Source organism: Paracoccus sp. IB05 (genome assembly GCF_016405985.1).
Classification (GTDB): domain Bacteria; phylum Pseudomonadota; class Alphaproteobacteria; order Rhodobacterales; family Rhodobacteraceae; genus Pseudogemmobacter.
Genome location: NZ_JAEFCF010000016.1, coordinates 69,408 through 82,608 on the forward strand (window position 1 = coordinate 69,408; position 13,201 = coordinate 82,608).

Genomic DNA, 13,201 nt, shown 5'->3' on the forward strand with positions numbered 1-13,201 from the left:
CCGGACCGGCTCACGCGACCATGCGCAGGAACTGGCGCAGCCGGTCCGATTTCGGATTGCTCATCATCTCTGCGGGCGCGCCGCGCTCTTCGACCAGGCCCTGATGCAGGAAGACCACCTCGGAAGAGATGTCCCGCGCCAGCGCCATTTCATGGGTGACAAGGATCATGGTGCGGCCCTCGGCGGCAAGGCCTTTGATGACCTGCAGCACCTCCTGCACCAGCTCGGGATCAAGCGCCGAGGTCGGTTCGTCAAAGAGCATGACCTCAGGGTTCATCGCCAGCGCGCGCGCGATCGCCACGCGCTGCTGTTGCCCGCCAGAAAGGCGCGAGGGGTAGCTGTCCCGCTTTTCACGGATGCCGACCTTCTCCAAGAGCTGCTCCGCCTCGGCCACGGCCTGATCGCGCGTGAGGCCCAGCAGATGGCGCGGCCCTTCGATGATGTTTTCCAGCACCGTCATATGCGCCCAGAGATTGAAGTTCTGGAACACCATGCCAAGGCGCCGGCGGACCAGTTCCAGCTGCCTGCGGTCGGCGCGCGACATCCTGCCCCGGACGGGCCGGGCGCGGATCACCTCATCGCCGACGATGATTTCGCCGCTGTCCGGGGTCTCGAGATAATTGATACAGCGCAAAAGCGTGCTTTTCCCGGATCCGCTTTGCCCGATCAGCGAGATGACATCCCCGCGCCTTGCCTCGAGGCTGATGCCTTTGAGGACTTCGAGCGGGCCGAATTTCTTGCGGATATCCCTGACCGCAAGCGCGATATCATTGGCCATCTTGTTTAATCCTTTCCGCCCGACGCGGTTTGGCCCATTGCCCGGTCATCGGGCACGATAGCTGGTTGCCTTGCGCTCAAGCAGCGAGGTGAGCTGCGTGAGGATGAGAACGACGACGAAATAGATGATCGCAGCGGCTATCAGCGGCTCGAGGATCATCATGGTCTCGCGCTGAAGCGCGCGGGCGGTGCCCAGCACTTCCATGATCGTGACCGTCGAGGCGAGAGAGGTCGCCTTCAGGAGGATGATCACGTCGCTGGCCAGAACCGGCAGCGCCGCATGGAAGGCCTGCGGCAGGGTGATGCGGCGGAAGATGCGGCCGGGGCTCATGCCGACCGCACGGGCGGCCTCGATCTGGCCCTTCGGCACCGCAAGGATGGCGCCACGCAACACTTCGGCATTATAGCAGGCCTGGCTGATGGTCAGCACAAGGATCGCATACCAGATCGCATTGCGCAGATAGGGCCAGAGCCAGGAATGCCGCACCCAGGTACCGGGCAGCAGCTCTCCAAGGCCGTAATAGACCAGATAAAGCTGCACCAGAAGCGGCGTCCCCCGCATCACGAGGCCCAGCGTGAACGAGGGCCAGACAAGGATCCGGTAACCCGAAATCCGGGCAAGTGCCAGGATGATGCCGAAAAACAGCCCGAGCGTGCCCGCAACCGCCGTCAGCATCAGCGTAAGCGGCAGCGCCTTGATCAGGGGCGGCAGAAACTGAAGAATATCGCTGATCATCAGAAGCCCCTTCCCACGCGCTTTTCGATGCGATGGATGATCGCCATGGAAACCAGCGAGATGAGGAGGAAGGCGGCGGCGACCACGCTGTAGAACAGCCCGTATTCCTTGGTCACCCCGGCGGCGCGATAGGCGGTAAAGAGCAGCTCGTTGAAGGTGCCAAGCACGGCCACGACGGCACTTTCCTTGGTGATGGCAAGCCAGAGATTACCGAGGCCCGGCACCGAATGGCGCAGCATCTGCGGCAGCACGATACGGCGAAAGAGCAGCGCGCGCGGCATGCCGATGGCCTCGGCGGCCTCGGTCTGGCCCTTTGGCACCGCGAGGATGCCGGCGCGCATCACCTCGGTCATGAAGGCGCCATTGACGAAGGCCAGCGCGACGACCGCGGCCCAGAACCCGCTAAATTCAAACCTGTCACTGACCAGCCCAAGGCTCTTCAGCAGCTTTTCGGCCCCGCCGACCAGCGAGAAATAGACGATCAGGATGACCAGGAGCTCGGGCAGAGAGCGCACAATTGTCGTATAGGTATTGGCAATGCCGCGCAGCATGCGGCGCGCGGAGAGTTTGCTCAGGGCCGCCAGAAGTCCGATCGTGAGCGACATTGCATAGGCGATCAATGACACCACGATGGTCATCATGAAGCCATGCAGAAGTTGGTCGCCCCAGCCGGCATCACCCCAGCCGAGCAATTCCCATTTTGAGTCCATCGGCCTGTCTTCGCCTTTGCGGAAAAATGGGGCAGTGCCGTCTGGCCCTGCCCCGGAAGGTTTGCTTACTCACGACCCCATTTGGTCAGAATCTCTTTCGCGGTGCCGGCCTCAAGAAGCTTCCCAAGCGCGGTATTCACCTTGTCGAGGGTCTCGGCATCACCCTTGCGCACGGCATAGGCCACGCCTTCGCCAAGGACAATATTGTTGGGCAGGCGCATCTTGGTCTCATAGTCCGCGCCATCGGCAGAGGTCAGGAAGTCCTTGCCATAATTGCTATCCACGACGATGTAATCGACACGGCCCGCCATGAGATCCGAGATCGCATTATCGGCATTATTGTAGTTCTGGGTGCCGTTGCCCGGCAGGTAGGCCGCGATGTAATTCGCCTGAATCGTTGCGGCCTGAACGCCGAAGATGACGCCATCAAGACCTTCCGCCGACAGCACTTCTCCCTCGCCATTCGGATCCTTGACCAGCGTAAGCGGGCGGCTGTCTGCTTTGGCGCCGATGACATCGGTCTGGGCGTAGACATAGGGCGTGCTGAAATCAACGACTTCGCGACGCCTGTCGGTGACCGAGAAGGCGCCAACGATGAAATCGAACTTTTTCTCCTGGAGGGCGGGGATCAGCGCTTCCCAGGTCATCTGGCGGATTTCGCAGCCTTCCGGGATATCGGCGCAAAGCAGATTGGTCAGCTCGGCCTCGATGCCAACCCAGGTGCCCGAGGAATCGAACGAGGTCATCGGCATATAGGGCTCGGGGCTGACGCCAAGGCGCAGCGGTTCGGCATGGGCGGCGGTCGCAACCGCCGCGAGGACTGCCATGGAGAGGAGGGTCTTTTTCATCATCGTTCCCTGTCAGGAGTTGGGGGTGGTTTGTCTTTTAGTTATTTTTTGGGATCAAACCAGCGCAGAGACATACAGGACAGGCCCGCATCTACTTTGCCGATCTGGGTGGTGTCGATGGCGACGACAGTCAGACCCGCAGCGGTCAGAAGGTCGATGGTGCGCGGGAATGTCTTGCCCACCAGCACCACGTCATTGACGCGCAGCGCATTGGCGGCGGCTTCTTCGCCCTCGGGCACGATCAGGGTGCGCAGCCCGGCAAAGACACCTGACGCCGCCAGCCGGCCAGTCGAAAGCACCAGATCATCGCCGACAAGCGAGCAATCGGTCTTGAAATGCAGCACGCCTTCGGGCGTGGCGACGATCGAGGATTTGCGGCCAAGCTGCGTCAGACAATCCTGCAGCGCTTCGGCCCCCTTGCGGTCGGTCCTGGCCGAGAGGCCGATCATCACCTGGTCCGGCGTGGTCAGGATATCACCGCCATCGGCATAGCCCCCTTCGGCCAGCTCCAGCACGGTCGAGAATTTCTCGCGCAGGACCGGCGCGATATGCTGGGTCTCGTGCATCCGGGTCTCGGCACCGGGGCGCAGGATCACCGCGCCTTCGGAAAACACCTGCGCGGGGTCTTCGACGAAAACGGAATCCGGGAATTCCTCCAGCGCGGGCAGAAGCGTGACTTCGCAGCCGGCATCGGTCAGCGCCGTGATATAGGCCTCATGTTCCGCCTTCACGCCCTCATAGGTCGGGTTGCCGGTATCCACCGCCCGCAGGCCATTCACAATCGAACGCGACGGCGCGCGCAGAATGACCGAATTGAAACGGTAAACAGGGGTCGTGGTCATGGAAGTCACCTGAAGATGGGGCCGGGATAAGGGCCGAAAGGAAGTCCCGCAGCGGGGGGCGCAGTTTCTGCCTGGCGGCCATGGTGCCGCCGGGCAGGTTCGGTTGTGACCTACCTGGTTCGGCGGGTAAGATGAAGCCCCGCGATCGTGCAGCGCACCGATCCCCCGGCCCGTTCAATTGTCGGAATATCCAGCGCGACAATCGGGGTCGAGGTTTCGATCATATCGATCTGCTGCTGCGAGAGGCTTTCGCGGGCGGTGGTGGACATCACGAGGATTCGCCCGAATTCTCCGCTCAACTCCAGCGCATTGCCTGCAAAACGGGCAATCTGCTCTTCGCTGATGTCGATCACCTCGCGTCCGGTATCGCGCAGGCGGTTCGCAATCTCGTCGCGCCGCGCGACATCGGTGATCAGCGACTGGCCGACAAGCGCGTAATCGGTCGCGATACACATCAGCACATTGGTATGATAGATCGCCACACCGTGCCGGTCTGCCGCGGCGAATACCATCGGTTCAAAGTTGAAATGCGTGCAGAACCGTTCCAGCGCGATGGGATTGGTGCGCTCGGACTGGACGGCATAGGCCACCCGGTCGATATGATCGAGAACCATGGCGCCGGTGCCTTCCAGAAACAGCCCGTCAGGCTCCAGCCCGGAATAGTCGATCACGTCCTGAACGCGGTATTCGGCTTTCAGCATTTCGATGATATCGGCCCTGCGCTCACGCCGGCGGCTGGGCGCCTTCATCGGGTAGATCGCCACATGGCCGCCGGCATGGGTCGAGAACCAGTTGTTCGGAAAGACGGAATCCGGGGTGTCCTGGCCCTCATCCTCGAAGAGATGCACCCGGATGCCATGGCCCCGCAGGGTCCCGACAGCGCGGGTGATTTCCTGATGCGCCAGACCGGAGAGATCGGCGGCCGCCTCTTCCATTTTCTGGAACACATTGTCCGAAGCGGTTTCTGTATTCACCGTGAACCGATGTGGCCGGATCATCACCACATCGGAAGGAGCCTGGACGGAGGTGCGGATCGCCTTCATTTTGCGGCACCCTGCGCAGCGGTCCCGGCGATACGCCCCATCATGCCATAAAGATCTCGGGTGTCATCGGGATCGGCCAGCAGGTCCAGATCTTCTTTGAAGTCAGTATCCCGGATCCTGTCGCGGATATAGCGGACGGCGCTGAAATCCTCGATGGCGAAACCCACGCTGTCAAAAAGCGTGATCTGGCGGTCAGACACCCGGCCCGGGCGCTCGCCGTTCAGCACCTGCCAGAGCTCGGTCACCGGGAAATCCTCGGGCATCTGCTGGATCTCGCCCTCGATCCGGGTCTGGGGCGGGAATTCGACGAACACATCCGCGCGGGTGAGGATACCCGCAGCCAGTTCGGTCTTGCCGGGACAATCGCCGCCGATCGCGTTGATATGCACCCCGTCACCAACCAGGTTATCGGTGAGGATGGTGGCATTTTGCTTGTCAGCCGTGCAGGTGGTGATGATCTGCGCGCCAAGGACAACCTCTTCGACGCTTTTGCATTCGGTGATCCTGAGGCCGGTCGCCGCAAGATTGCGCGCGGTCTTGGCGGTGGCAGCAGGGTCGATATCGTAAAGCCGCACCTCTTCGATGCCGCAAATGGTCTGCATGGCGATGGCCTGGAATTCGGCCTGGGCGCCATTGCCGATCAGCGCAAGCACGCGTGCGTCTTTCGGCGCCAGCAGCCGCGCCACCATGGCCGAAGTCGCCGCCGTGCGCAGCGCGGTCAAAAGCGTCATCTCGGTCAGAAGAAGCGGATACCCGGTCTCGACATCCGAGAGCACGCCGAAGGCCACGACCGTTTGCAGGTTGCGCTGCAGATTGACCGGGTGACCGTTCACATATTTGAAGACATAATTCACATGATCCGAGGTCGGCATCAGTTCGATCACGCCGCCTTCGGAATGCGATGCGAGGCGAGGCGCTTTTTCAAAGCTCTGCCAGCGGCGGAAATCCTGTTCGATATAATCGACAAGCTCTGTCAGCAGGCGCGGCAGGCCGATGCTGGTGATCAGGCGCGCCATGTTCTCAACGCTGACAAAGGGCACAAGCGCCCGACCGGACGGGACTGGTTTTTGCATCTTTTTCTCCTTGGTCGAGGCGGGCTCAGAACCGTGAGCAAAAGTGTCCGACAGAGCAACATACAAATTAAATGCTATAATCCGGCAACATTCTGGGTTATTTTGACCATATCTTATAATCCCGTTACAAATATCGTCAGGAAGCGGATGACAGGACAGGATCAGGCAAAGCTCGTTTTCGACGAACTGGACCGCAAGCTGATCAGCTTTCTGCGCGCCGATGGCCGTGCGCCCTTGTCCAAGCTTGCCGATGCGCTTGGTGTCTCGCGGGGGACGGTGCAGAACCGCCTTGACCGGCTTCTCAGCGCGGGGGCGATCCTTGGTTTCACAATCCGCGTGCGCGAGGATTACGAAAGCGGCTCGTTCCGGGCGATCATGATGATCGAGGTGGTGGGGAAATCGACCTCGCAGGTGATCCGCAAGATGCGCGGCCTGCCTGCGGTGGTGGCGCTGCATACCACGAATGGCGGCTGGGATCTCATTGCCGAGATCCGCGCCGACAGCCTGTCGCATTTCGACGAGCTCTTGCGCGAGATCCGCATGATCGACGGCGTGCTGAACAGCGAGACCAGCCTGATGCTCAGCTCGGTCAGCGGCTGAGACGGCTCAGCGCCCGGCCGGGGCACTGGCCCGCAGCGCGGCGACGAGGTCATGGAAGCGGTCGCCCTGCACAATCACATGATCGCGCATCGCCATGGCGGCGGCCTCGCCATCGCCGGCCCGGATCGCCGCCAGGATCGCATCATGTTCGCTCCAGGATCGCGGGATCCGGTTGCGCACCCGCAGCTGCATGCGCCGGTAGGGCTGCAGCATCGCGTGCAGCCGCTCCGTTTCCTGCTGCAGAAACGCATTATGGGTGGCGCGGAAGATGGCATGGTGGAACAGCGAATTATGCCGGTAATAGCCCTCGGCATCGCCCGCTTCGGCCAGGGCCGCGCATTGCAGGTGCAGTACCTCTAAAGCCGCCAGCTCCGGTGCGGTGATCCGCCGCGCCGCAAGACGGCAACAGCTGGCCTCGGCCTCGGCCATGGCCTCGAACCGTTCGGCCAGCTCTTCCACCGACCAGGAGCTGACATAGGTGCCGCGCTTGGGCATCACCCGCACAAGGCCCGAGGCCTCCAGCTGATGCAGCGCTTCGCGGATCGGGGTGCGGGAACAGTCGAACTCGCGTTCCAGCGCCTCTGGATCGAGGCGCGCGCCCGGGGCGTGAATGCCTTCTACAATGGCATTTTCCAGCGCGTTCCTGATCCGAAGTGCATTGGAGATACCGGACATCCGCCCCCTCTTTCTCTTCGCCGGAAGCTAGCCGCTTCGCTGGTGCTTATCCATCCGCAGATTTGTTATATACAACATGGCTAATAATGGATATATCATTGCCCGGACGAAACCACCCGGAAACCTTGCAATGTCCAGAGCCGGATCCGATCAATCCCGCCCTTCGCTGCTGGGCGATCTGTTTGAGAGCCTGACCGAACGGGGCCGGCGCTTCATGGGCTGGCGCGCAGGGACCGGGCGCGACAGGCTTCCGCCCCCCGATCTGACTGAGCTGGGCGCGCGCCTCCTGTCACGGCGCGGAGAGGCCTCGGGCGTGGTGATTGCGCGTGCCCTGCTGGCGGCTTTTGAAGATGCGGGTCCAGAGGGGCGGCTGGCCTTCCTTCGGGCACTGGCCGATGATTTCGGCCCCGACCCAAAGGCGGTGCAGGCCGCGCTGGCCGCCCTGCAACAGGCCCCCGACGCAGCCGGGCCGATGGAGGCGCTGCACAGCGCCTCCGAGCCGCGCCGCCAGGAATTGCTGCGGCGCCTGAACCTTGCACCTGGCGGCACTGCGGCGCTGGTCAGGATGCGCGAGGAGCTGCTCGGCCATCTGCGCGACCAGCCGGAGCTGCGGCGGGTCGATCAGGATTTCGCGCATCTCTTCGGCTCCTGGTTCAACCGGGGCTTCCTCGGTCTGCGTCGCATCGACTGGAACACCCCGGCCAGCATTCTGGAAAAGATCATCCGCTACGAGGCCGTGCATGCGATCCGCAACTGGGACGATCTGCGCAACCGGCTGCAACCCGGCGACCGGCGCTGCTATGGGTTCTTTCACCCGCAGCTGACCGATGAGCCGCTGATCTTCGTCGAGGTGGCGCTGACCCGCGCCAGTCCCGACAATGTGGCAGAGCTGCTGGACCTCACGCGCCGTCCGATCCGCGCGGAAGAGGCCGATACAGCGGTCTTCTATTCCATTTCCAACACCCAGAAAGGGCTGGCGGGAGTTTCCTTCGGCAATTTCCTGATCAAACAGGTGGTTGAGGAACTGAAGGCCGAATGCCCCAATATCAGGACCTTCGTCACCCTGTCGCCGGTTCCGGGCTTTGCCGCCTGGCTGGAGGCGCAGCGCAGGGATGAGGCCTCCGACCTGATCTCCCCGGAGCAGCGCCTTGCTTTCGCCGCCCTCGACCAGCCCGGCTGGCACAGGGATGCCGCCGGAGCCGGGAGCATGCGCGCTCCGCTGCTGGCCGCCGCCGCCAGCTATTTCCTCAGCGCCCGCGACAAGGCAGGGCGTGTTATCGATCCTGTGGCGCGCTTCCATCTGGGCAACGGCGCCCGGCTGGAGCGGCTGAATTTTCTGGGCGATGTCTCGGAGAATGGATTGAAACAGTCGCATGGGCTGATGGTCAATTACCTCTATGACCTCAGCCAGATCGAAGTGAACCATGAGGGCTTTGCCGAGCGCAGCCACGTCGTCGCCTCAGACAGCGCGAAAGCCGCGAAGCCCGTCCCCCGCCCCTGAGAGCCCGCCCCCGACAGCCCGCCTTTGCAGGAATATGCCATGTCCGCCAATCTTTTCGACATTCTGACCCGCTCCATCACCGATCCCGGGGCGACCGCCATCGAAACCCCCAGCGGCGAGCGGATCAGCTATACCGAACTGACCCGGCGCAGCGGGAAAATGGCGCATGCGCTGAGCGGGCTTGGCCTGGTCCCCGGCGACCGGGTGGCGGTGCAGGTGGAAAAATCGGTTGAGGCGATCATCCTCTACCTCGCCACGCTGCGGGCGGGCGCGGTCTTCCTGCCGCTGAACACCGGCTATACCCCGGCCGAGATCGCCTATTTCATCGGCGATGCAGAGCCCGCGCTCTTTGTCTGCGATCCGGCGCGTGTCGCCGATCTGGCGACGACCGCCGAAAAGGCCGGGGCGCGGATGGTGACGCTGGATGCGGCAGGCCAGGGCAGCCTGACCGAAGCGGCAAAGGCCGCGCCCGGTGATTTCGTCACCCTGCCGCGCGCGGCGGATGATCTGGCGGCCCTCCTTTACACCTCGGGCACGACGGGGCGGTCCAAGGGGGCGATGCTGACCCATGGCAACCTGGTCTCGAACGCGCTGAGCCTGCGCGAGGCATGGCACTTTACGGCAAGCGACCTGCTGATCCACGCGCTGCCGATCTTTCACACCCATGGGTTGTTCGTCGCGACCAATGTGACGCTCTTCTCGGGCGCCTCGATGATCCTGCTGCCGAAATTCGACCCTGACCGCATCCTCAGCCTGATGGGCCGCGCCACGGTGCTGATGGGGGTGCCGACCTTCTATACAAGGCTGCTGGCCGAGGCGCGGCTGAACACGGCAACCACCGCGCATATGCGCCTCTTCATCTCCGGCTCGGCGCCGCTGCTGGCGGAAACCCACCGCGAATGGCGCGCCCGCACCGGCCATGCCATTCTGGAACGCTATGGCATGACCGAAACCAATATGAACACCTCGAACCCCTATGCCGGAGACCGGGTGGCGGGCACAGTCGGACTGCCGCTGCCGGGGACCGAGGTGATCGTGACCGATCCGGAGACCGGCGCGGAGCTGCCGCAGGGCGAGATCGGCATGATCGAGGTGCGCGGCGCCAATGTCTTCAGGGGCTATTGGCGGATGCCGGAGAAAACGGCGGCAGAGCTGCGCGAGAACGGCTTCTTCATCACGGGCGACCTCGGTCGCATCGATGACAGGGGCTATGTCCATATCGTCGGGCGCGGCAAGGATCTGATCATCACCGGCGGCTACAACGTCTACCCCAAAGAAGTGGAAGCCGCGATCGACGAGATTCCCGGAGTGCTGGAATCCGCCGTCATCGGCGTGCCAGACCGGGATTTCGGAGAGGCGGTGACTGCGGTCGTGGTTCCCACCGGAAGCCCGGTCCTGACCGAGGCTGCAATAATCACCGCGCTGGCAACGCAGCTCGCGCGCTTCAAACAGCCAAGAAAGGTGTGTTTCGTCGCAGAGCTTCCGCGCAACACCATGGGCAAGGTGCAAAAAAACCTGCTGCGAGAGCACTGCTCTGCGCTCAGCGCGGACTGAATCCGCTCATTCGGGCAGACCATGAGCTTTCGCGCAGACAAGCCTGGCTTTGCGGCGGCTTTTCCCGATACGAGCCAGGATCATCGCGGATTTCGGCCGGCTCCGGGCTTTGAGGACGCGGCGACCAGCCAATTTGGCTCTGGCCGGACATGGCAGATCCTCGGGAAGGGCGGCAAACTTGCGACGACATGGACCACCAAAGGCTACGGCCCTTCGAATGCCTCCGGTTCGACCAATCAATGCGCGCGATAAAGGCCGGGGTGGCGGCACGGAAGACCCCTCCGTACGCTGCCAGGTTTCGGGCTGTCGCTGCATCCGGCGGAGTGGAAACCGCTCTGCCATGGGCAGCCGGATTGGCGACTGCGGCTGGCATAACCGGGGCTGGCATTCTGAGAGCTCGCGCTATGCTTCCTGCCGTATCACGACGCTGCCTCTCCCTCGATCTGCTGCCTCTGCTGTCGAAGGACGGCTTTGGAGCGCGCGGAAATGCCGCATTCCGTTAAGCCAACCGGCTGTTACGGGCTGCCGTGGACGATGCAGGCCTCTTCATTCGCCGCCGCATACAGGCGTTGCATCCCGACAAGGCGCCGTCGCCACCCTGCCTTGCACATATGCGCGCATCAGGGGCACGCGGTGCGGACGGAAGCTTTCCGCTGTCAGCTCCAGATGGCCGATCCGGTTGACGTGGAACAGCCGGTAATCCATCCGCAACCGGCAATGCGCCAGCAGCATCAGGTTGCGGTCGCCATAAGACAGCCCCAGCGGCCAGATCAGCCGTTCAGAAGTATCCCCTTTCAGATCGGTATAGCCGATCCGCGCCGGGGTTTCCTCCCAGCAGGCCTGCCGCAAAACGGCGAGGTCGATCTGCGGCGGATCGCGCTCCGGCCCGGCGGAAAAGCTGCGCATGACCGCATGCAGCGCCTGGCGCGGCTGATCGCCCGGCAGCGTCGCGATGATCCGCGCCATCGCCACGCGGGCGGCCCCGGTGATCGCGGCATCCCCGATCCGGTCGAGCGACTGCACGGCCAGGAGCAGCGCCTCGATCTCCAGCCGCGAAAAACTTTGCGGCGGCAGGGCCGGATCTTCGGTCAGCACATAGCCGACACCGGCCTCGCCATCGATCAGCGCGCCCCCGGCCCGGAGCGTGGCGATATCGCGGTAAAGCTGGCGCGGTGAGACCCCGGTCTCGGTTGCCAGCCGTGCCGCCGTGACCGGCGGCGCGAGGCGGCGCAGCACATCCATCAGGCGCATCAATCGGTCGGTGCGGGCCATCCTGTCACCTTCTGTCAGCAGGGCTGGATTAGGCAGTGGCAACAAACAGCAAAGGAGTCAAACATGCTGACCTTCTACCATTCGCCCAACAGCCGCTCGACCAGCGTGAAACAGCTGATCCTTGAGCTTGGCATCGCGGATCAGATCCGGACCGTCGAGGTGACGATCCCACGTCAGGACGGCAGCGGTGCGCGCGATCCGGCCAACCCGCATCCCGAAGGCAAGGTGCCCTATCTGACCGATGGCGAGGACTGGATCCGCGAGCGGGCCGCGATCATCCTCTACCTGACCGACCGCTTTCCGCAGGCGGGTCTGGGCCGTGCCGTCGGGCATCCGGAACGCGGGCGCTACCTGTCCTGGCTGACCTGGTATCAGGGCGTCTTCGAGCCGGTGGCAATCCTCGGCTGGGCCAAAGTGAGCCATCCGGCGGTCGAGGCCTCGCTGCGGGACTATGACACTGCGCTGGCCCGGCTGGAGGAGGTTCTGATCACGCAGCCCTATCTGCTTGGCCAGGAATACAGTGCGGCAGACCTGCTCTGCGCGGCACCCTTCGCCTGGTTCGGCGATGCCCTGCCCGCAACGCCCGCGGTTCAGGCCTGGGTCGCGCGCTGTATGGACCGGCCTGCCGCGCGCGAAACCGGCGAGCGCTGAAAAGGCATCATAATCGCAGTCCCGGGCGACGGGACTGCGGCAGCGGCGATGGCAGAAAACCCGACCGAAGCCCCTATATGGTCGCGAAAAAGGCAATGTCGAAGGCCTGTAGGGCTATTCATGGCGCAATCAGATGATGTCGATGCCGGCGCTTGCCACCTGGGACGGGTTCAGCTTTTTCCCGGCAGAACAATGCCGCAAGCGTCAACCTGCGGTCCTGCGCGGATCACACGACACGATAGGTGAAAGCCTGCGGCGTCACTTTGCCGTGCAACCATCCACAATCGGATCTCTGTCTTGCGCCGGGATCTCGTCCTGCGCATCGCCTGCGCCGCGAGAACCTGCCGGGATGCGTCACAGACACCGGCGCTGAAGGAGGGACGCCCATGATCGCGAATATCCTGATCGCTGTGATCGCCGCGCTTCACATCTATATTCTGGTGATTGAGATGTTTTTATCGACAACGCCGCGGGCACGGCGCGCGTTTAACCTGACCGGGGAATTTGCAAAGACGACCAGAGTGATGGCCGCCAATCAGGGTCTTTACAACGGGTTTCTGGCTGCGGGGTTACTCACCGGCCTTGTAATGGGGGCCGCAGGCATGGCGTTTAAACTCTTCTTTCTGCTCTGCGTGGCACTTGCAGGGGCTTTCGGCGCAGCGACCGCGACAGGTAAGATCCTGTTCATCCGGACGCTGCCCGCGCTGCTGGCACCTGGAGCACTTCTGGCGGGAATATGAGAGCGCACGGCAGAGGCACGCAGCCCGGGATCTGTTCGTTGAGATCTCCGTTCACATGGGGGCCCACAGTGCCGGTCTGAACATCAGCCCATGGCCCGCGCGCAGGGTGACGAACTGGCCGCCAGCCGCCAGAAACTGCGCCTGGTTATTCACGCAACGGGCAATGCCGTAAAATGGGT

Annotated in this window: 15 protein-coding genes; 6 read left to right on the forward strand and 9 right to left on the reverse strand. The window is 63.1% G+C overall.

Annotation, left to right across the window (positions count from 1 at the left end; all coding sequences use genetic code 11):
* Positions 1–10: 10 nt before the first annotated feature.
* The 7 genes from JC607_RS12240 to JC607_RS12270 all read right to left on the reverse strand — a co-directional run bounded on the left by JC607_RS12240 (position 11) and on the right by JC607_RS12270 (position 6,029).
* Positions 11–778, reverse strand: coding sequence for an ABC transporter ATP-binding protein (locus tag JC607_RS12240; RefSeq protein ID WP_198837207.1), 768 nt, complete (start codon positions 776–778; stop codon positions 11–13).
* 45 nt (positions 779–823) lie between these two features.
* Positions 824–1,513, reverse strand: a complete 690-nt coding sequence (locus JC607_RS12245) for an ABC transporter permease (protein ID WP_198837208.1) — start codon at positions 1,511–1,513, stop codon at positions 824–826.
* The gene (locus JC607_RS12250; protein ID WP_198837209.1) at positions 1,513–2,223 is read right to left on the reverse strand and encodes an ABC transporter permease; all 711 of its coding nucleotides are present in this window, start codon (positions 2,221–2,223) and stop codon (positions 1,513–1,515) included. The genes JC607_RS12245 and JC607_RS12250 overlap by 1 nt, the downstream gene beginning before the upstream one ends.
* Before the next feature lie 65 nt (positions 2,224–2,288).
* Positions 2,289–3,071 carry a transporter substrate-binding domain-containing protein gene (locus tag JC607_RS12255; RefSeq protein WP_198837210.1) on the reverse strand — a complete coding sequence of 261 codons (783 nt, stop codon included), beginning with the start codon at positions 3,069–3,071 and terminating at the stop codon, positions 2,289–2,291.
* Between the two features lie 41 nt (positions 3,072–3,112).
* Positions 3,113–3,913, reverse strand: coding sequence for a dimethylarginine dimethylaminohydrolase family protein (locus JC607_RS12260; protein WP_198837211.1), 801 nt, complete (start codon positions 3,911–3,913; stop codon positions 3,113–3,115).
* Between the two features lie 110 nt (positions 3,914–4,023).
* Positions 4,024–4,956 carry a citrulline utilization hydrolase CtlX gene (gene ctlX, locus JC607_RS12265; RefSeq protein WP_198837212.1) on the reverse strand — a complete coding sequence of 311 codons (933 nt, stop codon included), beginning with the start codon at positions 4,954–4,956 and terminating at the stop codon, positions 4,024–4,026.
* A complete protein-coding gene (locus tag JC607_RS12270) occupies positions 4,953–6,029 on the reverse strand; it encodes an ornithine cyclodeaminase (protein ID WP_198837213.1) in 1,077 nt (358 codons plus the stop codon). The genes ctlX and JC607_RS12270 overlap by 4 nt, the downstream gene beginning before the upstream one ends.
* A gap of 147 nt (positions 6,030–6,176) precedes the next feature.
* Between JC607_RS12270 and JC607_RS12275 the strand changes: the two genes are divergently transcribed.
* The gene (locus JC607_RS12275; protein WP_198837214.1) at positions 6,177–6,629 is read left to right on the forward strand and encodes an Lrp/AsnC family transcriptional regulator; all 453 of its coding nucleotides are present in this window, start codon (positions 6,177–6,179) and stop codon (positions 6,627–6,629) included.
* Positions 6,630–6,635: 6 nt separating this feature from the next.
* On the opposite strand, the gene JC607_RS12280 is transcribed toward JC607_RS12275, so the two are convergent.
* The gene (locus JC607_RS12280; protein WP_198837215.1) at positions 6,636–7,304 is read right to left on the reverse strand and encodes a GntR family transcriptional regulator; all 669 of its coding nucleotides are present in this window, start codon (positions 7,302–7,304) and stop codon (positions 6,636–6,638) included.
* 130 nt (positions 7,305–7,434) lie between these two features.
* Here JC607_RS12280 and JC607_RS12285 point away from each other — a divergent pair, with 130 nt between their 5' ends.
* The 3 genes from JC607_RS12285 to JC607_RS12295 are packed head-to-tail and all read left to right on the forward strand — an operon-like array spanning position 7,435 to position 10,611.
* A complete protein-coding gene (locus JC607_RS12285) occupies positions 7,435–8,805 on the forward strand; it encodes a malonyl-CoA decarboxylase (RefSeq protein ID WP_198837216.1) in 1,371 nt (456 codons plus the stop codon).
* Positions 8,806–8,844: 39 nt separating this feature from the next.
* Positions 8,845–10,359 carry a malonyl-CoA synthase gene (locus JC607_RS12290; RefSeq protein ID WP_198837217.1) on the forward strand — a complete coding sequence of 505 codons (1,515 nt, stop codon included), beginning with the start codon at positions 8,845–8,847 and terminating at the stop codon, positions 10,357–10,359.
* A gap of 21 nt (positions 10,360–10,380) precedes the next feature.
* Complete coding sequence (locus tag JC607_RS12295) at positions 10,381–10,611, forward strand: hypothetical protein (RefSeq protein WP_198837218.1); 231 nt, start codon at positions 10,381–10,383, stop codon at positions 10,609–10,611.
* Positions 10,612–10,905: 294 nt separating this feature from the next.
* Here JC607_RS12295 and JC607_RS12300 read toward each other — a convergent pair whose 3' ends face one another.
* Positions 10,906–11,631 (reverse strand): YafY family protein, encoded by a 726-nt coding sequence (locus JC607_RS12300; protein ID WP_198837219.1) that lies wholly within the window; start codon positions 11,629–11,631, stop codon positions 10,906–10,908.
* 63 nt (positions 11,632–11,694) lie between these two features.
* Between JC607_RS12300 and JC607_RS12305 the strand changes: the two genes are divergently transcribed.
* Together JC607_RS12305 and JC607_RS12310 are read left to right on the forward strand one after the other, a co-directional pair.
* Positions 11,695–12,282, forward strand: a complete 588-nt coding sequence (locus JC607_RS12305) for a glutathione S-transferase family protein (protein WP_198837220.1) — start codon at positions 11,695–11,697, stop codon at positions 12,280–12,282.
* Between the two features lie 386 nt (positions 12,283–12,668).
* Positions 12,669–13,022, forward strand: coding sequence for a DUF1304 domain-containing protein (locus JC607_RS12310; RefSeq protein WP_198837221.1), 354 nt, complete (start codon positions 12,669–12,671; stop codon positions 13,020–13,022).
* Positions 13,023–13,201 lie beyond the last annotated feature (179 nt).